The organism is Gordonia sp. McavH-238-E (assembly GCF_022348225.1).
In the GTDB taxonomy this organism is placed as follows: Bacteria; Actinomycetota; Actinomycetes; order Mycobacteriales; family Mycobacteriaceae; genus Gordonia; species Gordonia terrae.
In genome coordinates, this window is record NZ_JAKRFE010000021.1 from 1 (window position 1) to 24,957 (window position 24,957).

The following is a 24,957-nucleotide window of genomic DNA, read 5'->3' on the forward strand; positions in this document are numbered from 1 at the left end:
ACGGCTGTGAGTACCGCGAAGGTCTGTCCGCGGGCGCCGTCGGGGGCGGGGTCGGCGGAAGTGCGGTGACGGTGCGGACGGCGGCGCGACCCGGCACCGGGGTGACGAGCGAGGCGGCGCGGACGGCGCGCTCACGGGCGGCCGGGACGTCGTCGGCGGTCGCGGTGATCACGCCCATCCGCCGGCGGTGGAAACTCTCGGGCTTGCCGAACAGCCGGATGTCGGTCTCGGGGACCGCCAGCGCCGCGGCGACGTTCTCGAACCCGATCGCCGGCTCGTCGAGCTGCCCGTAGATGACGGCCGACGCGCCCGGGGACGCGAGTGTGACGTCGACCGGGAGGCCGAGGATCGCCCGGGCGTGCATCTCGAACTCCGACAGACGTTGGGTCGACATGGTGACGAGACCGGTGTCATGGGGCCGGGGGCTCACCTCGGAGAAGTAGACGTCGTCGCCCTTCACGAACAGCTCGACCCCGAAAACACCACGCCCGGCAAGGTTTCCGTCGCCGAGAGCGGTGGCGATGCGCGCCGCGATGGATGTCGCCGATGCGTGCGCATCGGTGCTCATCTCATGGGGCTGCCAGCTCTCCACGTAGTCGCCGTTGATCTGCCGGTGCCCGATCGGCGCACAGAAGTGGGAGGTGAGCCGGCCGGTGGCCGGATCGATCGCCCGGACCGTGAGAAGGGTGATCTCGTAGTCGAATTCGACGAAGCCTTCGACGATCACCCGAGTGCCCCGTACACGACCACCGGTGTTCGCGGTCTCCCACGCCGACGCCAGGTCCTCGGGACCGCGCACCACCGACTGCCCCTTGCCCGACGAGGACATGACCGGCTTGATGACGCACGGGAACCCGATCTGGCGCGCGGCGATGGTGACTTCCTCGAGCGTGTCCGCGAAGAGGTATGGCGAGGTCGGCAGGCCGAGCTCCTCGTCGGCGAGGCGCCGGATGCCCTCACGGTTCATCGTCGCGACGACCGCGCTCGCGGTCGGGATGACCTCGGCGATACCGCGTTCGGCGATGTCGACCAGGGCCTCGGTGGCGATCGCCTCGATCTCGGGTACCACATACGCGGGACGATGTTTGTCGACGACGGCGCGCAGCGCATCGGCGTCGGTCATGTCGATGACCTCGGCGTGATGGGCGACCTGGTGGCCGGGTGCGTCGGCGTAGCGATCCACGGCGACGACCTCGACACCGAGGCGCTGGAACGCGATCACGACCTCTTTGCCGAGTTCACCGGCTCCGAGGACCATCACCTTGGTCGCGGTCGGACTCAGCGGCGTGCCGATGACGTCCGGTGGCCCGGTCGTCGGCGCCGGCTGGGCTGCGCTGATCGCGCTCTCGCTGTTCGACGTCATCCTCAAATCCTACTTGCCGTCAGCACACATCCCGACGCGGTCGGCGCCGGGAGCGAAGCGAGCGGGCCGGATGTCACGCGGCGCCGGGAGCGGAGCGAGCGGGCCGGATGTCACGCGGCGCCGGGAGCGGAGCGCTCATCCGGTCACCTCGTGCACGAAGCACCACCGCCACACCTCGCCCGGTTCGGCCGAACGCATGACCGGGTGCCCGGTGTCGTGGAAGTGTCCCGTCGCGTGCCGGCGCGGGCTGGAGTCGCAACATCCGATGTGTCCGCACGTCAGGCACTTTCGTAGGTGGGCCCAGTGGGTCTCCCCGATCGCGACGCAATCCTGGCAGCTGCGATCGTCGCCTGCGGCCGGGGCCGGGTCGTCGGCCGGCGCGGCGTCGAACGCCTCCAGTTCGGCGCAGCGTGCGGTGGCGGTCGAGCCGGCCGACTCCGGCGGACCGGACGAGGACTTCCGGCGAAAGATCTGCATGCTCGACATTATCCACCGCGCCGGGCGCCATTAGAGTCGCTCGAATGGGCGCATCGCTACTGCTGGTCGCGGTCATCGCCGTGGCGATCGCGGCTCTGTGCCGTCGCTACGGGTTGTCCTCGCCGCTCGTGCTGGTCACCGTCGGGCTGGGCATCGGCTGGATTCCCGAGCTGCCGTCGGTGGCCCTGGAACCGGAGCTGGTGCTGTTCCTCATCCTGCCGCCGTTGTTGTACTCGGCCTCGCAGGAGAGTTCGTATCAGGCGTTCCGCGCGAACTGGCGCGCGATCGGGTTCCTGGCCGTCGGCCTCCCGCTGGTGACGACGCTGGTCGTCGGGTACGTCGCCTACCTCGTCGTCCCCAATCTCCCGCTCGCCGCGGCGCTGGTGCTCGGCGCCGTCGTCGCGCCGCCGGATGCGGTGTCCGCGCAGGCCATCGGCCGCCGGTTGGGTCTCCCGCGTCGGATGATGACGCTGCTCGGCGGCGAGAGCCTGCTCAATGACGCGACGGCCTTGACCGCCTTCCGGATCGCGCTCGCCGCGGCGGTGGGGGCCACCGCGACGGTCGGCGAAGGGGTCCTGACGTTCGCGGTGGCCGCCCTCGGCGGCCTGATCATGGGGCTCCTCGTCGGGATGGTCGTGTCGTGGGTGCGCGTCTGGCTCACCGACCCCCCGATGGAGACGGCCATCGGCATCATCGTCCCGTTCGCCACGTATTACGCGGCGGAGGAGCTGCACGGTTCTGGTGTCATCGCGGTGGTCACGGCCGGTCTCTACCTCGGCCACCGGTCGGTGCGGCTGGGGTATGCGACACGCCTGCAGGACGAGGCGGTGCGCAAGTCGATCGACACCATCCTCGAGTCGTTCGTCTTCCTGCTGATCGGCCTCCAGTTGCCGATGCTCATCGAGGGTGTCGAGAACGAGTCGTGGACGCAGATCGCCATCGACGCCGCGGCCGTCCTGGCGGCGACGATCCTCGTACGCATCGTCTGGGTCTTCCCGGCGACGTATCTGCCCCGTCTGCTCTCACGACGGATCCGCGACCGCGAACCGCCACCCACCCCGGCGTCGGTGTTCGTCGTGTCCTGGGCGGGTATGCGCGGTGTGGTATCGCTGGCCGCCGCCTTTGCGATACCGGTCTACACCGAGATGAACGAGCCCTTCCCCGCCCGCGCGGAGATCTTGTTCCTCACCTTCGTCGTCGTGGTGGGAACGCTGCTGATCCAGGGCACGACCCTGCCCTGGGTCATCCGATTCCTCGGGGTCAGCGGCGACGAGCATGCGCAGGACCGGCTGGCGTACGCGGCCGCCCAGGACCGGGCGTCCCGGGAAGCCGAACGCCGTCTCGACGAATACGCCGCCGAGCTGACCGACGACGACCCGCGCCGCCTTCAGGTGGTGATGCTGCGCAAGTGGGTCACGACGCAACGCAACGTGGCGTGGGAGGAACTGGGCCGGGGCCCCGAAGATCTCGGGGAGAGTCCCTCGTCCGCCGGCGCGCGCCTGCGGACGGAGATCCTGCAGATCCAGCGCGCGGCGTTCATCGCCGAACGCGACGCGGGCCGCATCGACGACGAAGTACTGCGAATTGCGTTGCGCCGCCTCGACTTCGCCGAGGGACAGGGCGACCGCGATGTCTAGCCCCTGAGGAGCCCGGAGCCTGCGGAGGGCGTACCGTCGCCCACCCGAACGACTCCGGGGAGTTCTGCCCATTCCGCGTTCGGCGGTCCGGCCCTACCGTCGGTTCCCATGACCACGACCCTGACCCGCCTGGCCACTGCCGGCGCCTCCCTCGTCCTCACCGCAGGCGCGCTCGCCGTCGGCACCTCCGCCGCGGCGGCCGCGCCGTCCGCACCGTCCTGCGACGCCGGGCAGCGGCTCGTCACCTCCGTTGTCACCGCTCAGTCGGCGGCGTCGATCTGCCAATGGCGCACCGACGGCACCCTCGAGTACCGGGGTGTCGCACGCTCCAGCGGGAACACGCTGTGCATCCCGGTGTCCGAGGTGCACGTGCAGGAGAACGGCAGCGGCCGCGCCTATTACGTCGCCTACAACAACGGATACAAGTACCTCGTCTTCGACGGGCTGGGCCTGAGCATCGTCGGCCCCGACGGGTTGCTGATCAGCTCCGAGGATGCGATCGCCTGAGTGGGACCGTCATCCCTCGCCGACGAACGCGGCGAACACGGTGGTCTCCTCCGTACGACCCCGCAGTGACGTGGTCTCCTGCTCCTCCCAGCGGTCGGCCTCTGTCCGCTGCGCGGCCTCGACCGCACGCCCGGAGGCCAACGGCCGCCGCGGATCCCGCTTGGCCAGCTCCGACAACCGGGCACTCTCGTTCACCGGATCGCCGATGACGGTGTACTCGAATCTCTCGATGGCACCGACGTTTCCGGCGACCACGGCCCCGTGACTGACCCCGATACCCGCCGACAGCTCCGGGACCTCCTCGGCCAACCCGTACGCGATGTCGCGGGCGGCGGCGAGTGCGCTGCCGGCCGCGTCGTCGAGGTCGATGGGCGCACCGAAGATGGCGAGCACCGCGTCGCCCTCGAACTTGTTGACCAGGCCGTCGTGTTCCTCGACCGCCCGCACGATCACGGCAAAAAACTTGTTCAGGATCTCGACGACCTCGGTCGGGCGTCGTTGCGCGGCAAGCGTCGTCGAACCGATGACATCGACGAACAGCGTGGCTGCCAGCCGTTCGGTGCCGCCGAGTTCCGGGCTCGACGACATCGCCGCCTCGGCGACGTCGTGTCCCACGTGACGTCCGAAGAGATCCCGGATCCTTTCCCGCTCACGGAGTCCGGCGACCATCGAGTTGAAACCAACCTGGAGGTCGCCGAGTTCGGTGCCGTCGTAGACGACGAGATCGGCGTTGTCGAGGTCACCGTTGCTCACGCGGTTCATCCCGGCGCGCACACTCCGGATGGGTCCGGTCACGCTCATACTCGACAGCAGTGTGAGCAGCAGGCCGGTGAACAGCGCGGTGATCCCGAGGACCGTCGCCCCGACGAACAGATCGAGTTTGGAGGTCTCGTCCCGCGCGAGCCCGAAGGCCAGCACGAGCAGGATCCCGATGATCGGGATGGCCGAACCCACCATCCACGAGACGACCGAGCGCGCCTTCACACCGGTACGTTTGCGTCGGCGGTGCCCGGCCGAGATCAGTTCCGCCGCAACGGGACGCAGCGTGAAGTCGATGAACAGGTATGAGATCGCCACCACCACGACGCCACTGAGGCTCACCACGAAAAGCGTCTTCGGGATCAGCTGCGGGTCGACGATCCCGTACATGATGGTGAGCATGACGGTGGCGATGCCCCACAGGAATCCCTGCACCAGCGACAACCGCCACGGCAGCCGCATCGTCCGACGGGCATCGCGTTTGGTCGGCGCGACGTCGCGGATCGCCCAGCGCAGGTCGCGGACGCCGACGTAGGTGCCCCACCCGATCCCCACCACGAAGGCCGCGGTGATGTAGACGGGCACCACGATGAAATTGACCCACCACAGTTCGGCGGTGAAGATGGTCGGCTGCGGGATGCCGACCGCGGTGAGCGAGACCGCGACGATCGCCCCGAACAGATTGGCCACCACGATCGACGCGGTCAGCAACGTCTGGATGCGAACCCGCTGTTTGGCCGAGCTCTCGCCGACGGAACCGAGCAGGATGGACCCGTAGTCGCGGCTCCCCCGCTTCGCACGCATGGGCACTAGCTAATCACGAGCCGTGCCCGGATCCGCGACGAGCTTCACGGAGCCACTTCCGGAGCGTCACCCCGCCCCTGAGCGGGAGCCCCCTGCCCCTGAGCAGGGACACCCCCTGCCGCCCCCTGAGGAGCGAAGCGCACCACCCTGCCCCCTGAGGAGCGAAGCGCACCACCCTGCCCCCTGAGGAGCGAAGCGCACCACCCTGCCCCCTGAGGAGCGAAGCGCACCACCCTGCCCCCTGAGGAGCGAAGCGTCTCGAAGGGTCAGACGATCTCGCGCCGCACGATCGTCTGATCCCGACCCGGACCGACGCCCACGCACGAGATGTGCGCACCCGAGAGCTCTTCGAGCCGCAGGATGTAGTTCTGCGCGTTCTGGGGCAGTTCCTCGAAGGTCTTGCACTGGGAGATGTCCTCCCACCAGCCGGGCACCTCCTCGTAGATCGGCTTCGCGTGGTGGAACCCGGTCTGCGTCATCGGCATCTCCTCGACACGTTCGCCGTCGACTTCGTAGGCCACACAGATCGGCACGGTGTCGAGGCTGGAGAGGACGTCGAGCTTGGTGAGGAAGTAGTCGGTGATGCCGTTGACGCGGGTCGCGTAACGGGCGATCACGGCGTCGAACCAGCCGCAGCGGCGGGCACGTCCGGTGGTCACGCCCACCTCGCCGCCGGTCTTGGCCAGGTACGCGCCCCACTCGTCGAAGAGCTCGGTGGGGAACGGTCCCGATCCCACGCGCGTGGTGTAGGCCTTCAGGATGCCGAGGACGGTGGTGATCTTGTTGGGACCGATTCCGGCGCCCACCGCGGCACCGCCGGCCGTCGGGTTCGACGACGTCACATACGGATAGGTGCCGTGGTCGACGTCGAGCAGGGTGCCCTGCGAACCCTCCAGCAGCACCGTCTCGCCGTTCTCCAGGGCCTGGTTCAGCAGCAGGCGAGTGTCGGAGATGCGGTGCTTGAAACCCTCGGCCTGCCCGAGGACCTCGTCGACGACCTGCGCCGGGTCGAGAGCCTTGCGGTTGTAGATCTTGACCAGGATCTGGTTCTTCAGCTCGAGCGCGGCCTCGACCTTCTGGGTGAGGATCTTCTCGTCGAGGACGTCGGCGACGCGCACACCGACGCGGGCGATCTTGTCCTGGTAGCAAGGGCCGATGCCGCGACCGGTGGTCCCGATCTTCTTGTTGCCCAGGAACCGCTCGGTGACCTTGTCGATCGCGACGTGGTACGGCATGAGCAGGTGCGCGTCGGCGGAGATCAGGAGGCCGGAGGTGTCGACGTCGCGGTCCTCGAGGCCACCGAGTTCGGTGAGCAGCACGCCGGGGTCGACGACGACGCCGTTGCCGATCACGTTCTGCACACCGGGCGTCAGGATGCCGGACGGGATGAGGTGCAGCGCGAAGGTTTCCCCGTTGGGGAGTACGACGGTGTGCCCGGCGTTGTTGCCGCCCTGATAGCGGACAACCCAGTTGATCCGGCCTCCGAGGAGGTCGGTCGCTTTGCCTTTGCCCTCGTCACCCCACTGGGCTCCGATAAGCACGATCGCGGCCATGTCCGGTACTCCTTTGTGTGGCGCGCTTGGGACCAAACCTGACCAACACTACTGGGTCGGCGCGCTCGATACGCTATCCGCGTGCCGTTTGCCCTTTTGACCCAGACCAGCCGCGCCGACGACAAGAAGGCCGTCCGCGCCGCGGTCGCCGATGCCCTGGCCGATCCCGACGTCTCCCGCCTCGTCGTCGAGCCGCGCGTCGCCGAGCGGTTCGCGCCCACCGTGGCCCACGAGAACGACATCTTCCTGTCCCAGGTGCTCGCCGCACTGATGGTCACCGAACGACTCGACGTCGAGGTCGCGTACGTCTCCGCCGAGGCCACCCCGGCGACGCGCCGCTACGGGTTGCCGCACGGGCCGGCGGCACGCGACCTGGCCGAGCACGGCACCGCGGTCGCGGTACCGCTCATCCGCGACGACGCCGCGACGGTCGTGGTCGGCAGCGCCCGCCATCTGGGTGCCGAGGGCGCGAAGCTGCACGGCGAGACCTACGTCGACAACGAGCGCCTGTTCGACGGCGAGGTGCGTTCCGTGCTCATCGAGCCGACCCTCACCGCGCCCGGGCTGCGCGCACAGGTGGAGCGGATGTTGTTGCCGGGCAAGTGGTTCGCTGGACGGGCCTGCCAGACCGGGGGCACCAACGTCGTCGTCGAACGCGAAGGGGTGGTGAACCCACGCGTCCTGAAGCGGTCGACGTTCTACCGACACGTCACCGATCTGCTGCTCGTGCGTCCCTGACGGGTAGCGCCTCCGGCCCCGTCGTGAGGTGGAGGTCGTCGCGTCGGATGAGGGCGGTCGCCACGACGCTGATGATCGCGGTGAGCACGAGATATCCGGCTGCCAGCCAGGGCGATCCGCTCGCCGCCCCGATCAGCGCGGTGAGGATCAACGGCGTCAGCCCCGATGCGTAGATACCGGAGAACTGGTACACGACCGACAGTCCCGTGTAGCGCACCGGGGTCGGGTACAGACTCGCGAACAACGTGCCCTGCGCGCCGTAGAACAGTGCGTGGATCACGCCGAAGACGATCACCAGCCCGACGGTGAACCACAGCAGGTTCGACGTCCCGAACAGCACGAACACCGGGTAGACCGCGACGCCGTAGGCGGTGATCCCGACCAGATAGATCGTCTTGGCGCCGTAGCGGTCGGTGAGCAGTCCGGAGAACGGCAACAGAGCCGCCATGACCAGCGATGCGATCGTCACGGCCACCAGGACCGGGACCTTTTCCATGTCGAGTTCGGTGGTCGCGTAGGCGATCGCGAAGACGCCCCAGGTGTTGAAGGCCGATCCCTCACCCCACCGGGCGAGGAGGCCGAGGACGGTGTTGCGCGTGTTCGGCGGGACCACGACGTCGCGCAGCGGTGCCGTGGACTTCTTCGCGAGTTCGGCGACCTCGGCGAAGGCCGGCGTCTCGTCGACCTTGAGGCGTACGACGAACCCGATGACCACCAGCACGATGCTCACCAGGAACGCGATGCGCCAGCCGTAGGTCAGGAAGGCCTGATCGTCGAGCGCCACCTGCAGCAGGGCGAACACACCTGTGCCCAAGGCGAGTCCGAGTGCCAGGCCGATTTGCGGGATGCTCCCGAACAGACCGCGTTTGCCGTCGGGGCTGTGCTCGACCGACAGCAGGACGGCGCCCGCCCACTCCCCGCCCAGCGCGAACCCCTGAACGATGCGCAAGAGCAGCAACAGGATCGGGGCGAGCACCCCGACCGACGCCGCGGTCGGGAGTACACCCATGAGCGCGGTCGCGACGCCCATCATCACCATCGTGATCGCGAGCGTGCGCTTGCGGCCGATGCGATCGCCGATGTGCCCGAACACGATTCCGCCGATCGGGCGCACCACGAAGCCCACGGCGAACGTCGCGAAAGACAGGAGCGTCCCGACGAACGAGCTCTGGTCGGGGAAGAACAACTGATTGAAGACGAGACTCGCGGCGGTCGCGTAGAGGAAGAAGTCGTACCACTCGACGGTCGTGCCGAGAAGGCTTGCCGCGACGACGGTCCGGAGCCGCTTGCGCCGCTCGGCCTCGGTCTCGCCGGCCGGGGCAGGTGCTGTGAGTGTGGTGGTAGCCATGATCGACACACGGTAACGACGCGACGTCCCGATCCGGCGACTACGAATCAGGGTGAGCGAAAAGTTGCGGCCGTGTGCAACCGTCGCCGGTCAGGGCAGGAGAATGCGCGGCCGAGCAGTCATCGGGCCGCGACGAAGAAGTCGTCCAGAGTCACCATGCGCAGCCGGCGATTCCGGATGATCTCGACGAGTTCGGGGTACACCTTGGTCACCGGATCGTGATTGGCGTGACCGATGACGATGCTCTGCGGGCGGAAGTACTTGCGCGCGCAGCGGATCAGATACTTCTCGGTGATCAGGCCGGAGTCCGACAGCGAGCCGTACCAGAGAGTCGGCACCGTGTAGCCGAGGTCGGCGGCCACCGCGTCGACGGTGGGGTTGTGATACCCGAACGGCGGTCGATAGAAAGGAGTCCCGTCGACGCCGAACTGCTTGCGCAGGAAACGCTTCGTCCGACCGAGCTCGTCGGCCACTCCCCGCGACGACATCTCGGTGAGCGCGGGATGACTCCACGTGTGATTGCCCAGTTGGATCTGACCGGACTCGACGAGAGGTCGCAGGTCGGCCCGGTGGTCGGTCCAGCCGTCGAACGAGCCGGTCACGAAGAAGGTGAATCGGGCGCCGGTGTCCTGCGCGAACTTCACATAGGCGCCGATCACCTCCGAGCTCGCACCGTCGTCGACGGTGAGCGCCAGATGCCGACCGGGTCCCGGTAGCGCGGTGATCGCCCCCACGGGCAGCGGACGTCGAGACCCGACCGCAGGTGGCAGCAGCACCGACGACGGGGCTCGTGCCGTGCTGACCTGGCCGGCCGCCGGTGAGATCTCCTCGACCGGTTCGATCTCGGCCGCCGGGACCGGCGTCGCGCAGCCCGTGAGCGAGACGGAGGTCAGTGCCCCCACGGTCCCCGCGGCGAGAACTGCGAGGAAGTCGCGTCGTTCCATGCGCCGCAATGTAAGGCATAACCGACATTCACGACGCAGTGACGCACGGTCACCAGGTCATCTCGTCCCGACATCGTCGCTGGTGGTCGTCGGGATCGATCTGCACCGTCGCGTGCTCGAGTCCGTGCCGGGCCAGGACGGCCTGCGCGGCGGGCAGCACCTCACCGTTGGGGCGACTGCTGCCGAGATGGACGGTGGCCACGTCCATCCCCGTCGTGAGCGTCCAGACATGGAGATCGTGCACGTCGTCGACCACGGGGATGTCGGCCAGGTCGGCCCGCAACGCCTCGACGTCGACGTGGGCCGGCGCCTGCTGGTTGAGGATGCGAAGCGCATCGAGCGCGAGTCGCACCGCGCGCGGGACCACCCACAGCGCGATCAGCACCGCGACGACGATGTCGGCGTAACCCCATCCGGTCGTCATCGCGACGATGCCGGCCACCAGGACACCGACGCTGCCGACGGCGTCGGCCAGGACTTCGAGGTAGGCGCCGCGTACCGCGATCGACTCCTTGGCGTCCGCGCGCAACAGCAACATGACCCCGAGATTCACCAGCAGACCGATCAGGGCCACGACGATCAGCGTGAGTCCCGGGACCTGCGGATCGCTGCCGATGCGTTCCACCGCTTCGTAGAGCACGAACGCGGCGACGCCCATCAACAGCACGGCATTGGCGACCGCGGTGAACACCTCGGCGCGGTGCCAGCCGAAACTACGGGTGTCGGTGATCCGCCCGTGCCGGCCGAGCAACAGCGCGATCAGCCCCATGACGAGCGCGACGACGTCGGTCAGCATGTGTCCCGCGTCGGCGATCAGCGCGAGCGAGTTCACCAGGATGCCGGTGACGAGTTCGACGACGAAGTAGCTGCCGATCAGTCCGACCGCCAGCACCATCGGCCAGAGCCGCCGCTGCCCACCGACCGCGGGAGCGTGCGAGTGCGAATGTGAATGCCCCATGATGCCGGTCAATATATGCAGAACTTCGCATATGTGGCAACAGGCCGGTCAGCTCCGCAGGGTCGCCAGCGCCGAGGACCTGCGCAGACCCGCCGTCATCAGCAGGTCGACGAGCAGCGAGCGGATCTCCGCGAGCAGCGCAGCCTCCGACAACTCGCTGTTGGTGACCAGGTCGATCCGGGCCTTGCGCACGATGCTGCGGATCACCCTGGCCGCATCGGCCTGATCCGGTTCCTCGCCGGGGTCGGCCATCATCATCGCGCGCAGCACCTCGAATGCGCCGGCGAGATCGTCGATGATCTCGATCAATTCGGGGAGCACCGGCACCCCCCGCTGGGTCATGCCGAGCGAACGCCGCGCGATGATCCGGAAATTGCGCACGGCGTTGTCGATCGGGTCGGCGGTGGCCGAGATCCGGTCCAACCGCATCCGCGAACCCCAGTAGAGCGGGGAGATCCGGGTGACCTCGCGTCCGCCCGTCATGTCCGACCGCATCTTGTTGATCTCCGCCTGCGTCCCGCGGCCGGCTTCGAGTGCGGCCGCGATGAGTTCCTCGTCGCGCTCGCGGAGTCCGGTGGCCAGCTGGCGGGCGGCGTCGCGAACCGTGGCGAGGACCCCGGCCGCGTCCCGGCGCGCCCGGCTCGCCGGGTTCACCGGTAGCAGCGCCCCCACGAGGATGCCGACCAGCCCGCCGATCAGCGCGTCGAGCGCGCGATGGAAACCCGCCACCCCGCCGGGCGGGAGAAGCGTCGCGACCAGCGCGGCCGACGAGGCCGCCTGCATGGGGACGAGCGGACCGTCGTCGAGGAAGACCGCCACCGTCATCGCCAGGGCGACGACGATCATGATCTGCCACGCCCCCTCACCGACCAGGCTGATGAAGAGGTCGCCGACGAGGATCCCGATCGCGACGCCGCCGACGAGTTCGGCTGCGCGCCGCCACCGCTGCCCCAGCGAGAGGCCGAGCGAGATCACCGCGGCGATCGGGGCGAAGAACGGGTCGGGATGGATGAAGATCTCCACCGCGATCCACCAGGAGACGCCCGCCGCGAGCGCGCACTGCACGATGGGGACGAGCGAGACACGCAGCCTGCGCAGCCGGTTCTTCAGCGGCGCGGGCATCGCGTTGAACACCCGGCGCGGGTACGACGGGTTCGCGGCGCTCGATCCCATCAGGCGGACGTCATCCCGGGATGACCGGTCGTCTCGGTGTCGTCACACAAGGCCGAGTTCGGCGGCCGCGCGTGGATCGCTGTCGTTGAGCAGGTCGAGGCAACGCAGGTGCTCGTCCTCCTCGCCGACCAGTTCGGCGGCCCGGGCCAGCGCCCCGACACACCGCAGGAAGCCGCGGTTCGGTTCATGACTCCACGGCACCGGGCCGAAACCCTTCCAGCCGTGGCGGCGCAGCTGATCGAGGCCGCGGTGATAACCGGTCCGCGCGTAGGCATAGGCCGCGATCACCGCGGGCGTGTCGATGTCGCCGCCGGCCGCGGCGCCCTTCGACGACTCGAGAGCCGCCTCGGCCAGATACGCCCAGGCGATCGACGCGGTCGGGTGCGCGGCCGCGACCTCCGCCGCGGCGGCGCCGTTGAGCAGGTCCGATTCGGCGTCGTCGTCCCCGGTGAGCAGAACCGGTTGTGGGCCGAGAAGATCTCCGAAAGACGTCATGCCCTCTATTCAAGCATCGTGTCGGCGGGGACCCTTCGTTCGATCAAACGCCCTAGTGCTGGATTGTCGGGCCATTCGCTAGGGTGAATGGCGCAATCGGTCCTGCTGCCCTCCCGCTGATCCGGTGTCGTCGGGCGGCCGGACCGAAGTCGTGCAATGGCGGAATGCGGGGTGAATCAGTCGATGGCGCGATCTGAGAGGCCGAGAGCTGCTGTCACCAGGGCTCTGTCGACCCTGAAACAGGTCCGGGAGGATCGTCGTGCTCGCCTGGCGGGTGCCCGACCGACCCCCGATACTGTTCCGACCGGCACCGATGCCACGCCACCCAGCACCAGCAGAGAGGGCCGCGAGCCAGCTGTGGACGATTCCACCCAGAACGAGACCGCCGAGGGCAAGGCCACCGAGGACACGGCCGCCGGGACCGAGGCGACCGCAGCGGAGTCCACGACAGACGCGTCCACTGCGGCCGGCGCCGCGAAGAAGTCCCCGGCCCCGAAGCCGAGGGGTGGACGCGGTATCGACGGCGCCACCCAGGTGATCAATCGCGACAGCCTCCCGTCTGCTGAGGATCTCGAGGATCTCGACGACATCGACCCGCTGAGCGACGAACCCGAGTCCGCCTCGACCGAGGAGACGGCGACCGACGACGCCACGAGCGAGGACGCCCCCGCCCCGAAGCGCCTCGGGCCCAGCGATTCGAAGACCACGGTCATCCGACGGTCGGACCTCCCCGACGCCGAGGGGCTCGAAGACCTCGACGACATCGACCCGACGGCCCCGGAGCCCGAGGCAGCCTCGCCCGAATCCGAGGCCGACGCGGAGGGTCCGACAGACGAGGCCGCCGAGGCAGAGCCGTCCGAGTCCGAGTCCTCCGCAGCGGAATCGACGGAAAAGTCGGATCTGGACGACGAGGCGGACTCCGACACCGACGCGGCGGCTGAGCCGGTGGTCCCCGAGGACGACACCGACCCGTCGACGGGTACCGCGGTCAGCGCGGGTGTCGCAGCGGCCGGCGCGGCTGCCGTGGCGGCCGGTACGACCCAGACCGACGACGACGTTGCAGACGCGGAGTCGACCACAGACGAGTCCGCGACAGACGAGGCCGGGGACGCCACCGACCAAGTCGAGGACCCGAACGCCGAGCCCGAGGCGATCGAGACCGAGCCGATCGAGGACGAGCAGACCGAGCCGACCGAGACCGAGCCGACCGAGACCGAGCCGACCGAGGACGCGGCGGCGACGGACGAGACGGCGACGGACGGGCCCGTGGCAGAGTCCCCCACCGAGGCGATCGTCGTGCCCGCCGGCGGGACCACCGGCACACCCGAGACCGACACGGCCGACGCTGCAGACGACGCCGAAGCCGACGACAAGGCCGACGAAGCCGGCAAGGCCGACGGACCGGACGCCGCCACGACCGTCATCCCCGCGGCTGCGGCTGCGGCGGCCGCCGCGTCCGCCCGAGACGAGCCCGCCACGGCGGATGACGAGGTCCGGACCACCCCCGAGCCGGCCGTTCCCGCCTCGACCGCGGGGTGGACGACGACCGACCGCGAACCCCAGGTCATCCCGGGAAGCGGCCCCGCGTCGCAGAAGAAGAAGCGCGGCAAGGGCCTGCTGATCGCGGCGGCGACGGTCGTGGTGGTGATCGTGGCCGTCGTCGGCGGCATCTTCGCCTACAACAGCCTGCGCGGCCCAGCACCGGCCGACGAGGCCGCGACCGTCGCGATGGACTACACGACCGCGCTGTACGAGGGCGACCTCTCGACCCTGCGGTCGGTCACCTGCGGTGAGCTCAACGCGTTCTACAGCGACTTCGACGATGCCGCGTACGAGCGGACCTACGAGGCGCAGCGCGCCCGCAACGAGCTTGTACAGACGCAGGCGATCAACGCGGTCCGGGTCGTCGAGGGCGGCAATCAGGCCGTCGTCGAGGTCGTCGCCGTGCACACCAACACACCCGACCAGCCCGAGACCGTCACCCTCAACCTGCAGCGCGACGGCGACGACTGGAAGGTGTGCAACCCCACGTGACGAACGGACACCGGTACGGCCCGCCGCCGGCCGGCCCGGGTGACCGTTCTGCACCTGGATACTTCACGCCGCCGGCCCGACCGGCGCCGGCCGTGGGCACGGCGCCCAGCCGGACTCCCGGGCCGGACAACCGGGTCCGCACCAGTCGGATCCGTCCCTACGAGGTCGGTCCACCGCAGCGGACCCGGTCACGCGTCGACCCGGCCGTCGTGATCGCGGCGCTGGTCATGATCGCGCTCGCCGCCGCGGTCGTCGTGGGTCTCGCCCTCACCTGAGTGCACGGACAACACTGCCCGCACCCCTCGTCGGAGTGCGGGCAGCGGTTGATCACCTCGGTCAGGCGGTCAGGGACTTGCCGTTGGACTTGAGGTCGTTGCACGCCTCGACAACGCGCTCGCTCATGTTGCTCTCGGCCTTCTTCGACCAGCTGCGCGGGTCGTAGACCTTCTTGTTGCCGACGTCGCCGTCGACCTTCAGCACACCGTCGTAGTTGCCGAACATGTGGCCGGCGACCGGGCGGGTGTAGGCGTACTGCGTGTCGGTGTCGACGTTCATCTTGATGACGCCGTAGCTCAGCGCCTCGTCGATCTCGCTCTTCAGCGAGCCCGAACCGCCATGGAAGACGAAGTCGAACGGCTTGGCGCCCTCGGCCAGACCCAGCTTCTTGGTCGCCACTTCCTGGCCGGTGTTGAGCACATCGGGACGCAGCTTGACGTTGCCCGGCTTGTAGACGCCGTGCACGTTGCCGAAGGTCGCGGCCAGCAGGTAACGGTTGCCGCTGTCGCTGGCACCGAGCGCCTCGATGGTCTTCTCGAAGTCCTCGGGGGTGGTGAACAGCTTGTCGTTGATCTCGTTCTCGACGCCGTCCTCTTCGCCACCGACCACGCCGATCTCGATCTCGAGGATGATGTTGGCGGCACCGGCCTTGGCCAGCAGTTCCTTGGCGATCTCCAGGTTCTCGTCGAGCGGCACGGCGCTGCCGTCCCACATGTGCGACTGGAAGAGCGGATTGCGGCCGGCGTCGACGCGCTCCTGCGAGATCTGCAGCAGCGGCCGGACGTAGGTGTCGAGCTTGTCCTTGGGGCAGTGGTCGGTGTGCAGACCGATGAGGACGTCGTACTTGGCCGCGACGACGTGCGCGAACTCGGCGAGTGCGACCGCGCCGGTCACCATGTCCTTGACACCCTGGCCGGACCCGAACTCGGCGCCACCGGTCGAGAACTGGATGATCCCGTCACTGCCTGCGTCGGCGAAACCCTTGATCGCGGCGTTGATCGTCGACGACGAGGTGCAGTTGATCGCGGGGAATGCGTAACCGCCCTTCTTCGCCTTGTCGAACATCTCGGCGTACTGCTCCGGGGTTGCAATGGGCATCGACGAATCCTCCAGGGTGTTGATGTGCTCTGGTGTTCGGGTTCTCTCGCCTCGAGTGGTGCTTCGGTGGCGAGCAGCCGGACTTCCCGCGGCCGGACTCCCCCCAGTATGGCAGGTGCCACATCGCCCGGCGCGGGCACCATTCGTGCCCGGACCTGCTGGAAAACGACGATGGCGGAGCCGTGAGATTCTGTCCTCGACGCACCCGCAGGTACTCTGGGTCCCCGTGATCGACTCCGCTCTTGCCACCACGACCACCAACCTGGCGCTCCTGCCGGGATTCCTGGATCCGGTGAACCTGCTCAACTCGTTCGGCACATGGATGCTGGCCGGTCTCCTGCTGGTCGTGTTCATCGAGTCGGGTCTGCTGTTCCCGCTGCTCCCCGGCGACTCGCTGCTCTTCACCGCGGGTCTCATCGTGGCGGCGAAGTCCGCGGAGATCGAACCGTTCGCCCCGCTCTGGGTGCTCCTCGTGCTGATCCCCATCGCGGCGTTCCTCGGCGACCAGGTCGGCTACTGGATCGGCAAGAAGGCGGGGTATTCGCTGTTCCGGCCGGACGCGAAGATCTTGAAGCAGGTCTACATCGAGGAAGCGCACGAGTTCTTCGAGAAGCACGGCCCGGTGACCATCATCCTCGCGCGCTTCGTCCCCATCGTGCGGACCTACGCGCCGCTGGTCGCCGGTGCCGCGAAGATGCGGTACCCGATCTTCCTCACGTACAACATCATCGGCGCGATCGCCTGGGGCGCGGGTGTCACGCTGCTCGGATACTTCCTGGGGCAGATCGAGTTCATCCGCGACAACATCGACTACATCTTCCTGTTCATCGTCTTCATCTCGGTTCTGCCGATCATCACCGAGATCGGCAAGCGCATCCTGCGCTCGCGCAAGAAGGTCGTCGAAGAAGCTCCGCTGCCCGCGTCCGACGATGCGAAGAATCAGACCGCCGAGAACTGATCGGCCCCTCGGCCGGCGCGCCGAGTCATCCCGTCAGCTCGATTCTTAACCTTCCGCCGGGGCGCCTGCGCGCTTAGCGTCGCCGATCATGGCAACTCCGACCGTCACGGCGACGGGTCCCGTGCTCGACGCCGCCCCGTCACAGATGCGTCTGGTGGGCCGTCGCCGCCCTGGGCGGTGGGTCGCAGCGACGGTGGCCGTCGTCCTGGGCGCGATGTTCGTCAACACACTGGTGACCAACGAGCGCTTCGAATGGCCCACGGTGGCGCAGTACTTCACCCAGGAGTCGGTGCTGCGCGGCTTGTGGCTCACACTGTGGCTCACCGCGGTGACGTTCGCCGCCGGATTCGTGCTCGGCATCGGACTGGCGGCGATGCGCTTGTGGGGCGGCCCGCTGCTCCAGTCGATCTCGCTCGGATTCGTGTGGATCGTGCGGTCGGTGCCGCCACTGGTGCTGCTGCTGTTCTGGTTTCAGCTCGCTTCGCTCTATCCACGCCTGTCGCTGGGCATCCCGTTCGGGCCCGAGTTCACCTCGGTGGACACCACTCACCTCATCGGTCCGCTGACAGCAGCCTTCATCGCGCTGACCATCGACGTGGCAGCGTTCGCGGCCGAGATCGTGCGCGGCGGACTCGTCTCGGTCGACGACGGACAGACCGAGGCCGCCCGCTCGCTGGGGCTCGCTCCCAGCCGGATCTTCCGGCGCATCGTCCTCCCCCAGGCGATGCCCGCGATCGTCCCCGCCTCCGGCAACCTGCTCATCGGTTTGCTGAAGTCGACGTCGCTGGTCAGCGTGATCGCCGTGACCGATCTGCTGTATTCGGTGCAGCTGGTCTACAACCAGAACTTCAAGGTGATGCCGCTGCTGCTGGTGGCCACCATCTGGTACATCGTGATCACCTCGCTGCTGGCGATCGGTCAGTACTTCGTGGAGCGGCGTTTCGCCCGGGGCCGACGCGACGCACGTCCGTTCGCCGACATCCTCCGCGACGCCGCGCGTCTGCGCCCGCGTCTGCCCGGGACGCCGCGATGAGCGCCGTGGAGATCCGCGGCCTCGAGAAGTCCTTCGGCGGCCGGGAGGTTCTGCGCGGCATCGACCTCGATGTCGCCACCGGGGAGGTGGCCATCGTGCTCGGACCGTCGGGGTCCGGAAAGTCCACTCTGCTGCGGTGTGTCAACCATCTGGAGCGCCCCGACCGCGGTCATGTGCGGGTGCACGGCGATGTTATCGGTTACCGCGAAACGCGCCGACGCAACGGCGAGACGGTATTGCGCGAACTGCCTCCCCGTGAGGTCGCTCGACAACGCCGCCGGATCGGCGTGGTCTTCCAGCAGTTCAACCTGTTCCCGCACTTCACCGTCCTGGAGAACCTCACCGAGGGTCAGCTCGCGGCCGGCACCTCACCGGACGAGGCTGACGAGCGGGGGCGGGCGTTGCTCGCCCGGGTGGGCCTCGCGGGACGTGAGAAGTCGTACCCGTCGCACCTGTCCGGCGGTCAGCAACAGCGGGTGGCCATCGCTCGCACCCTCGCCATGCAACCCGACGTCGTCCTGTTCGACGAGCCGACCTCCGCGCTCGACCCCGAGCTGGTGGGCGAGGTCCTCGCCGTCATCCGCGACCTCGCCGAATCCGGAATGACCCTTGTCGTCGTCACCCACGAGATCGGTTTCGCCCGCGATGTCGCCGACACCGTGATCTTCATGGACGACGGCCTGATCGTCGAGACCGGTTCGCCCGAGCGCATTTTCGCCGCCGCCGAGCACCCCCGCACCCGCGAATTCCTCGCGGCCGTGCGCTGACCTTCCCACACCACTGACGACGCCAAGGAGAACCCATGCGCAGCCGCGCTCTGCTCGCCCTACCTCTGATCGCAGCCGCGACGCTGATGATCGGCGCATGCGGTGGCTCGACCGACCCGGCCGGCGAGAGCTATGCGATCCCCACCCAGGACGTGGTGTCGTCGGTGGCGGTCGATCCCGCCGCGCAGGCCCTCCTGCCGCCGGGGACCAGCGAGCTCACCCTCGGCCTCACCCGCGCGCCCGGGGTCAACAACCTCCCGCACGCGGGCGAGGTCCCGGAGGGCAACCCGGTTGGCCTCGATGTCGACCTGCGCAACGCGGTCGCCAAAGCCCTCGGCGTGACGTGGAACGAGGAGGTCGGCACCTTCTCGACCATCATCCCCGGCGTGCAGAACGGCCGATATCAGGTGGGGCAGGGCAACTTCGGTGTGACGAGGTCTCGGCTCGAGGTGGTCGACTTCGCCACGTACCTCAATGACGGACAGGCCTTCGTCGGCTCGTCCGGGTCCGGTCTGACCTCCGTCACGACGCTGGAAGACCTGTGCGGCAAGAAGATCGTGACCGGATCCGGCACCACCTTCCAACAGATCCTGGAGAAGGGCGTGCAGGAGTGCACGACACACGGCAAGCCCGCCTACTCGGTTCAGTACCTCGACGACCAGGGCGCGATCATTCTCAGCCTGCAGAACAACAAGGTCGACGCCTACTTCGGCCCCACCCTGTCGCTGCGGTACCTCGTCGACAAGGTGCCCGGGACGACGTTCCTCGGCGAATACTCCACCACCGTCGTCGGATTCGTGACGGCCAAGAACTCCCCGGTCGCCCGGGCGATCAGTCAATCGGTCAACACCCTCATCGCCCGCGGCGAGTACCAGCGGCTGTTCGACAAGTGGAATGTCCCCACGTCGGCGCTGCCGAGGTCCGAGATCAACCCCACCGCAGGATTCTGAGCCGCCCGTCACCACGCGGCGTCGAGGTCGGCGTGCTGCCGGACCCACGCGTGCATGGCGATTCCGGCGGCGACGCCCGCGTTGATGCTGCGCGTCGAGCCGAACTGGGCGATGGACACCGTGAGATCGACCTCGCGCTGCGCGTCGTCGCTGACCCCCGGGCCCTCCTGACCGAACAGCAGCACGCAGTCGCGCGGTAGATCCGCCGTCTCGAGGGGCCGCGCACCGGGCGTGTTGTCCACCGCCACCACGGTGAGTCGCGCGTCCCGAGCCCAGGCGATCAGGTCGGACACCGTCTCGTGGTGCATCAGGTGCTGGTATCGGTCGGTCACCATCGCTCCGCGGCGATTCCAGCGGCGCCGTCCGACGATGTGGACGGCGGCCACCGCGAAGGCATTGGCGGTGCGCACCACGGTGCCGATGTTGGCGTCGTGCGCGAAGTTCTCGATGGCGACGTGGAGTGGATGCCGCCGGGCGTCGATGTCGGCGACGATCGCCTCTCGCGACCAGTACCGATACGCGTCGACGACGTTGCGGGTGTCCCCGTGGGCGAGGAGCTCGGCGTCGAGGCGCGGATCATCGGGCACGGGCTCGCCCGGATGCTCGACGGTCCAGGGCCCGACCCCGACGGCCGGCCCGGTCTGCCACTCGGTGGGTCCCGCGGCGTCGTCTCCGCCGTGACCGGCCGACTCGTCAGGCAAGCCCGAGATCGCCGAGGTCGAGGAGGGAGCGGTACGGCACGCCGAGGGCCGTGATGACCGCGTCCGCGCCGGTCGCGCGGTCGACGACGGTGGCCACCCCGACGACGTTGCCACCGATACCGCGGACGGCTTCGACAGCCGTGGACGGGGAGGCCCCGGTCGTGCTGGTGTCCTCGACGACGAGCACGTCGCGGCCGACGATGTCGGGCCCCTCGATCTGACGTTGCATGCCGTGCGCCTTGGCTGCCTTGCGGACGACGAACGCGTCGACCGACCGGCCGTCCGCGTGCATGATCGACGTCGCCACGGGGTCCGCGCCGAGGGTCAGGCCACCGACCGCGGCGTACTCCCAGTCCGCGGTCAGCTCCCGCATCAGCGTGCCGATCAGTCGCGAGGCCTCGTGGTGCAGCGTGGCCCGGCGCAGGTCGACGTAGTAGTCGGCCTCTTTACCCGACGACAGCGTCACCTTGCCGTGGACGACGGCGAGCTCACGGACGAGCTCGGCGAGCCGTGCCTTCGCGGCCGGGTCGACCCTCGGGGTCTCGGCGGGAACCGGGGCGGACGAGGACATGCGACTTCCCTCTCGGTCGAACGTGCCGGGATCGACGATCTCCGGTGCGTGGAGTTCTGGGCGCGATCAGTTGCGGTGCCGGTTGGGCCGCTCGCCCGTGTCCCGGCGAGGTGCCTCGTCGGAAGTCGCGCCGGACCCGCGGACGGGCATCGGCGACATCCGGCGGCCACCGGTGGTCGGTGACGGGGGTGTGCGCGTCGGCGCCGGATTGTCGGACTCCGCCGGCTGCGACGCGCCGGCCGTGGAGCCGCCGGCCCGCGACTCGCCCTGGGCCTGCCGCCTGCGCTTGTCCCGCAACGATTCGGTCTTCTCGTCGGCGAGTTCGGCCCGCGTGGGTCCGTGCGGGTCGCGCGGATCGGGCGAGTCCTCGGGTTCCCGGACCGGCGGCAGCACTCGCAGCAGGTCGGCGAATCGGCGAACGACCTCCAGACCCGTGTTCAGCTTGGCCGGGTCGTTCGTCACCGGCATCGAGCCCAGCGCCCAGTTGCCCTCGTTCCAGAGGACCTCGACGAACGCGGGCGCCTTGTTGGCGAGCGCGACCATCCGGCGGTCGCAGACCCGACGGGCGACGTCGAGATTGTTGGAGAACATGACACGCGGGCCCATCGCACCCAGCAGTTCCACGTCCTCCTCGGCGGGGGCGAGGACGTCCTCGTGCCGGAGGTCGACGACGACATGCGACGGCGAAGAGCGTCGGACGGCGATCACGGTCGCGGTCTCGGCGAGGTCGAAGACCACGGCCTCCACCCCGGCGTAGTGTCCGTATGCGACGTCCTGGACCGGGATGTGGTCGCCCACGTTCATGGTGGCGCGCCGAAACACCTTGCGCAGCTTGGTGTCCGACTCACGGAACTTGAACTCGTGTTCATCGCCCCAGACCGCACGCTGGTGCCGTGCATCGCTCGACCGCTGGCGGTCGAGCCACAACAGGACACCCGCACCCAGTAGGGCCACGGCGGCGATCAGGAAATAGACGGTGGTCATCGCGCTACAGCCTACTATCGGCGGGCCCGCGGTGAGGTCATCCGCCTACCCGGATGTACCCGCGTTCCTTGTCGACGACGTTGACCAGCACGTCGGCCGGCTCCTCGGTGCCCGCGGCGACGTAGCGCCGGAGGTTGTCGAGGACCTGCTCGGCCAGCGCATCGCGCCACCCGACGGCGTCCCCGCTCATGTGTGCCGAGATCGCGACCCCGGGCAGGTCCCACAGTTCACTGTCGGCGGGCAGCGGCTCGGTGGCGAAGACGTCGAGCGTGGCCGCGCCCAGGTGTCCCGATCGGAGCGACCGCACCAGGGCCGGCTCGTCGACGAGCTCGCCGCGTCCGACGTTGACCAGGTGTGCGCCGGGCTTCATCGCCGCCAGCACGGTCGCGTCGATCATTCCGGAGGTCTGCTCGGTCAGCGGCGCGATCGCGACGACGGTGTCGAAGTCGCCCACGTGCGCGGCGAGGTCGTCGGTGGCGACGACGTGTCCGAAGTCCGGGTCCGACGCGCGTTCGGTCCGGCCTGCCCCGGTCACCCGTACACCCACGGCGCGTAGCAGTTTCGCGGTCGCGCGGCCGATCCCGCCGGTGCCGATCACGAGCGCGGAGGTGCGGTGGGTCGCCACGGTCTCGCGGTGCCGCCATTCATGGTCGCGCTGCAACGCCATCGACTCGTGTAAACCCTTGTGCCGCGCGAGGACAGCGGCGAGGACGAATTCCGCGATCGGCCGGTCGAAGACGCCGTGCGCGTTGGTCACCACGACGTCCGAGGCCCGCAACTCGTCGAAGAGCAATGAGTCGACGCCGGCCGCACACACGTGCACCCAGCGCAACGATTCCGTCGCCTCGCCCCAGTGGTCGGCGAGCCCGCGGGAGAAGAAGTCCCACAACACGAAGACGTCCGCACCCGGCAGGGCGGAGCCCAGATCGTCAGCGGTGCAGAGCCGTACCGTCGCGAGCTCCTCGATCTCGGCGAGGTTCCCCGGCAGAGGGGCATCGGGAGAGATCAACAGGGCAACCACGGGCGCATGCGGGGTCATGACCCCACCGTAGGTGACGGGTCGGTGTGTTCGTCGATCACGAAGAGCAGCAGCGTCACCGCGAGGAAACCGGCGGGCACCCAGGCGGCGCGACCGCCCAACAGTTGGGTGCAGACCGCCCCGACGAGTGCGCCACCCGCGAACGCCCCCACCAGGCGGCCGTAGACCGCGAGGGCCTTGCGCGCATCCGGCGACCGGTCGACGGCCACCCCGTAGCCGGCCTCCACGAGCCGCATGAGATTCCCGGTCGTGGCCACCGCGATGTAGTTGAGATCGCCGATGTTGCGGAACAACTCGATCTGCATCGCCGTGATGAACGAGATGGGGATGGTGACGAACGAATGCGGCACAGAGGTGGGGACGAAGCCGATCACCACGAGGATCGCCACCTGCAGCGCCATCGTCACCCGGATCGGATAGACGAGCAGGCGGTCGAGCCGGCCGGCCTTCACGTGCACCGCGAGCACGACGCCGACGAGAAAGGCGAGGATCGGCCACAGATGACCGGACGCCTGATGCCATTGCCGCTCCGACAGATTCAGCGCGAGGAGGATGACGTTTCCGGTCTGGGCATTGGCGAACACCCCGCCCCGGGACAGGTACGTGTAGCTGTCGAGGAAGCCACAGGCCGCGGTGATCAACAGGGCGAAGCGCAGCGAGGTCGACGTGGTCATCTCACAGCACCACCGGAACCGAGCCCGTGCGGCAGCCCGACCGGTCCAGCAGTGTTCCCAGCCGCTTCGGGGTCTCCAGGGTGACCGAACGGTCGGCGACGACGAGCCCCGGCACCCGGCTCTCGAGCTGCTGCTCGAACTCGGACAGTTCGCCGACGGTGTGCAACCAGACGCCCATCAGGATGTTCGCGGTGCCCGTGACCTCGCAGCAGACACGCACCTGGGGCAGTTCGTCGAGCGCGTCGACGAGCGCCGAGATCGACCTCGACGACGCGCGTGCCCACACGTTCGCCGTGACGGGCCATCCGCTGATGACATGGGCCACCTCGCATCTGATCGACAGGACGCGTTCGGCGACGAGTGCGGTCAGTCGGCGTCGGACGGTCGGTGCGCTCAGGCCGCTCGCGGCCGCCAGATCGACCGCCGAGCGTCGGCCGTCCTCGGCCAGTGCGGCGATGAGCCGCAGATCCATCTCGTCGGGTTCGTGCGCCAGCGGGCGGTGCTCGGGACGGTGCTCGACGAGCACCGATTCGTCCGCGTCGGACAGCGTGTGCACCCGCCAGCGTTCGCTCTCGCCGAAGACCCGCATCACCAGCCTCGTCCGGGTCCGGGCGACGCCCTTGGTCTCGGCGAGGCGCTGTACCCAGTCGCCGAGGAAGCCGAGGTCGGGCACCATCACGGTCAGCAGCAGGTCGCCGTCGCCTGCGGTGCGCTGGATCGTGGCCACGTGTCGGTCCCCCGCGAGTCGCTCGACGAGCGCCTCCCGCCGCGACGACGCCTGGACCTCGACGAACGCGCTGCAGCGGGTGTTCAGGTACGCGGCCCCGGGATAGGTGACGATCCAGGCGAGACCGCTGTCGACGAGCCGCTCCCAGCGGCGGGCCGCGGTCGCCGCGCTCACGCCCACGACGTCGCCGACGACGCCCCACGGCGCCCTCGGCGCGACCTGCAGGGCGTGAACGATCTGATAATCGAGGTCGTCCGGCACGCAACAATCCTGCATCACGAGGTGAACTTTTTTCGTCTTCGGCAGACGCCGGGACAGTCCGCGGCAGCGCTCCTACGTTTCCTCCCAACACCCCAGTGGCCGCACGGGCGGCCCGAGATCGAGGAGGA

25 protein-coding genes are annotated in these 24,957 nt (G+C 68.8%); 9 read left to right on the plus strand and 16 right to left on the minus strand.

Annotated features, from left to right (window positions below; translation table 11 throughout):
- Both purT and MHN80_RS23050 read right to left on the minus strand, forming a co-directional pair.
- Positions 1–1,363: formate-dependent phosphoribosylglycinamide formyltransferase (gene purT, locus MHN80_RS23045; RefSeq protein WP_239403805.1), on the minus strand; the 1,363-nt coding region annotated here is incomplete at its 3' end.
- Positions 1,364–1,498: 135 nt separating this feature from the next.
- On the minus strand, positions 1,499–1,840 hold the full coding sequence (locus MHN80_RS23050) for a UBP-type zinc finger domain-containing protein (RefSeq protein ID WP_239403806.1): 342 nt from the start codon (positions 1,838–1,840) through the stop codon (positions 1,499–1,501).
- Between the two features lie 44 nt (positions 1,841–1,884).
- Here MHN80_RS23050 and MHN80_RS23055 point away from each other — a divergent pair, with 44 nt between their 5' ends.
- On the plus strand, positions 1,885–3,477 hold the full coding sequence (locus MHN80_RS23055) for a Na+/H+ antiporter (RefSeq protein WP_239403807.1): 1,593 nt from the start codon (positions 1,885–1,887) through the stop codon (positions 3,475–3,477).
- A 108-nt stretch (positions 3,478–3,585) separates the two neighbouring features.
- Positions 3,586–3,984, plus strand: coding sequence for a hypothetical protein (locus tag MHN80_RS23060; protein WP_239403808.1), 399 nt, complete (start codon positions 3,586–3,588; stop codon positions 3,982–3,984).
- Between the two features lie 9 nt (positions 3,985–3,993).
- Here the strand turns inward: MHN80_RS23060 and MHN80_RS23065 are convergent, their stop codons facing one another.
- Together MHN80_RS23065 and MHN80_RS23070 are read right to left on the minus strand one after the other, a co-directional pair.
- Entirely contained in the window at positions 3,994–5,547 is a 1,554-nt protein-coding gene (locus tag MHN80_RS23065; RefSeq protein WP_239403809.1) for an adenylate/guanylate cyclase domain-containing protein, read from the minus strand.
- Positions 5,548–5,813: 266 nt separating this feature from the next.
- Positions 5,814–7,100 carry an adenylosuccinate synthase gene (locus MHN80_RS23070; protein WP_239403810.1) on the minus strand — a complete coding sequence of 429 codons (1,287 nt, stop codon included), beginning with the start codon at positions 7,098–7,100 and terminating at the stop codon, positions 5,814–5,816.
- An 81-nt stretch (positions 7,101–7,181) separates the two neighbouring features.
- On the opposite strand from MHN80_RS23070, the gene MHN80_RS23075 reads away from it, so the two are divergent.
- Positions 7,182–7,838 carry a hypothetical protein gene (locus tag MHN80_RS23075; protein WP_239403811.1) on the plus strand — a complete coding sequence of 219 codons (657 nt, stop codon included), beginning with the start codon at positions 7,182–7,184 and terminating at the stop codon, positions 7,836–7,838.
- Here MHN80_RS23075 and MHN80_RS23080 read toward each other — a convergent pair.
- The 5 genes from MHN80_RS23080 to MHN80_RS23100 all read right to left on the minus strand — a co-directional run bounded on the left by MHN80_RS23080 (position 7,810) and on the right by MHN80_RS23100 (position 12,756).
- Positions 7,810–9,186, minus strand: coding sequence for an MFS transporter (locus tag MHN80_RS23080; RefSeq protein WP_239403812.1), 1,377 nt, complete (start codon positions 9,184–9,186; stop codon positions 7,810–7,812). The two genes, MHN80_RS23075 and MHN80_RS23080, sit on opposite strands and share 29 nt — an antisense overlap.
- Positions 9,187–9,305: 119 nt before the next feature.
- Complete coding sequence (locus MHN80_RS23085) at positions 9,306–10,130, minus strand: polysaccharide deacetylase family protein (RefSeq protein ID WP_239403813.1); 825 nt, start codon at positions 10,128–10,130, stop codon at positions 9,306–9,308.
- Positions 10,131–10,179: 49 nt separating this feature from the next.
- The gene (locus MHN80_RS23090) at positions 10,180–11,088 is read right to left on the minus strand and encodes a cation diffusion facilitator family transporter (RefSeq protein WP_239403814.1); all 909 of its coding nucleotides are present in this window, start codon (positions 11,086–11,088) and stop codon (positions 10,180–10,182) included.
- 48 nt (positions 11,089–11,136) lie between these two features.
- Positions 11,137–12,261 (minus strand): aromatic acid exporter family protein, encoded by a 1,125-nt coding sequence (locus MHN80_RS23095; protein WP_004020752.1) that lies wholly within the window; start codon positions 12,259–12,261, stop codon positions 11,137–11,139.
- Between the two features lie 42 nt (positions 12,262–12,303).
- The gene (locus MHN80_RS23100; protein WP_101819770.1) at positions 12,304–12,756 is read right to left on the minus strand and encodes a DUF3151 domain-containing protein; all 453 of its coding nucleotides are present in this window, start codon (positions 12,754–12,756) and stop codon (positions 12,304–12,306) included.
- Between the two features lie 357 nt (positions 12,757–13,113).
- Here MHN80_RS23100 and MHN80_RS23105 point away from each other — a divergent pair, with 357 nt between their 5' ends.
- Positions 13,114–14,790, plus strand: a complete 1,677-nt coding sequence (locus MHN80_RS23105; protein WP_239403815.1) for a hypothetical protein — start codon at positions 13,114–13,116, stop codon at positions 14,788–14,790.
- Complete coding sequence (locus tag MHN80_RS23110) at positions 14,787–15,065, plus strand: hypothetical protein (RefSeq protein WP_231895860.1); 279 nt, start codon at positions 14,787–14,789, stop codon at positions 15,063–15,065. The genes MHN80_RS23105 and MHN80_RS23110 overlap by 4 nt, the downstream gene beginning before the upstream one ends.
- A gap of 61 nt (positions 15,066–15,126) precedes the next feature.
- Here MHN80_RS23110 and fbaA read toward each other — a convergent pair whose 3' ends face one another.
- Positions 15,127–16,164 (minus strand): class II fructose-bisphosphate aldolase, encoded by a 1,038-nt coding sequence (fbaA, locus tag MHN80_RS23115; protein ID WP_004021344.1) that lies wholly within the window; start codon positions 16,162–16,164, stop codon positions 15,127–15,129.
- 226 nt (positions 16,165–16,390) lie between these two features.
- On the opposite strand from fbaA, the gene MHN80_RS23120 reads away from it, so the two are divergent.
- The 4 genes from MHN80_RS23120 (at position 16,391) to MHN80_RS23135 (ending at position 19,872) form a co-directional block, all read left to right on the plus strand.
- A complete protein-coding gene (locus tag MHN80_RS23120; RefSeq protein WP_239403816.1) occupies positions 16,391–17,122 on the plus strand; it encodes a VTT domain-containing protein in 732 nt (243 codons plus the stop codon).
- Positions 17,123–17,210: 88 nt separating this feature from the next.
- Positions 17,211–18,155 (plus strand): amino acid ABC transporter permease, encoded by a 945-nt coding sequence (locus MHN80_RS23125; RefSeq protein WP_239403817.1) that lies wholly within the window; start codon positions 17,211–17,213, stop codon positions 18,153–18,155.
- Positions 18,152–18,922 (plus strand): amino acid ABC transporter ATP-binding protein, encoded by a 771-nt coding sequence (locus tag MHN80_RS23130; protein ID WP_239403818.1) that lies wholly within the window; start codon positions 18,152–18,154, stop codon positions 18,920–18,922. Before MHN80_RS23125 ends, MHN80_RS23130 begins: the two co-directional genes overlap by 4 nt.
- A gap of 35 nt (positions 18,923–18,957) precedes the next feature.
- The gene (locus MHN80_RS23135) at positions 18,958–19,872 is read left to right on the plus strand and encodes an ABC transporter substrate-binding protein (protein ID WP_239403819.1); all 915 of its coding nucleotides are present in this window, start codon (positions 18,958–18,960) and stop codon (positions 19,870–19,872) included.
- 8 nt (positions 19,873–19,880) lie between these two features.
- On the opposite strand, the gene MHN80_RS23140 is transcribed toward MHN80_RS23135, so the two are convergent.
- From MHN80_RS23140 to MHN80_RS23165, 6 genes are all read right to left on the minus strand, one after another.
- A complete protein-coding gene (locus MHN80_RS23140) occupies positions 19,881–20,573 on the minus strand; it encodes an RNA methyltransferase (protein ID WP_239403820.1) in 693 nt (230 codons plus the stop codon).
- The gene (gene pyrE / locus MHN80_RS23145; protein ID WP_239403821.1) at positions 20,566–21,144 is read right to left on the minus strand and encodes an orotate phosphoribosyltransferase; all 579 of its coding nucleotides are present in this window, start codon (positions 21,142–21,144) and stop codon (positions 20,566–20,568) included. The genes MHN80_RS23140 and pyrE overlap by 8 nt, the downstream gene beginning before the upstream one ends.
- 66 nt (positions 21,145–21,210) lie before the next feature.
- Positions 21,211–22,128, minus strand: coding sequence for a hypothetical protein (locus MHN80_RS23150; RefSeq protein WP_239403822.1), 918 nt, complete (start codon positions 22,126–22,128; stop codon positions 21,211–21,213).
- Positions 22,129–22,165: 37 nt separating this feature from the next.
- Complete coding sequence (locus tag MHN80_RS23155) at positions 22,166–23,167, minus strand: D-2-hydroxyacid dehydrogenase (RefSeq protein ID WP_239403823.1); 1,002 nt, start codon at positions 23,165–23,167, stop codon at positions 22,166–22,168.
- Positions 23,164–23,841: a YoaK family protein gene (locus tag MHN80_RS23160; protein ID WP_239403824.1), complete on the minus strand. Its 678-nt coding sequence runs from the start codon at positions 23,839–23,841 to the stop codon at positions 23,164–23,166. The genes MHN80_RS23155 and MHN80_RS23160 overlap by 4 nt, the downstream gene beginning before the upstream one ends.
- 1 nt (position 23,842) lies before the next feature.
- Positions 23,843–24,829, minus strand: a complete 987-nt coding sequence (locus MHN80_RS23165; protein ID WP_239403825.1) for an Lrp/AsnC family transcriptional regulator — start codon at positions 24,827–24,829, stop codon at positions 23,843–23,845.
- Between the last annotated feature and the right edge of the window lie 128 nt (positions 24,830–24,957).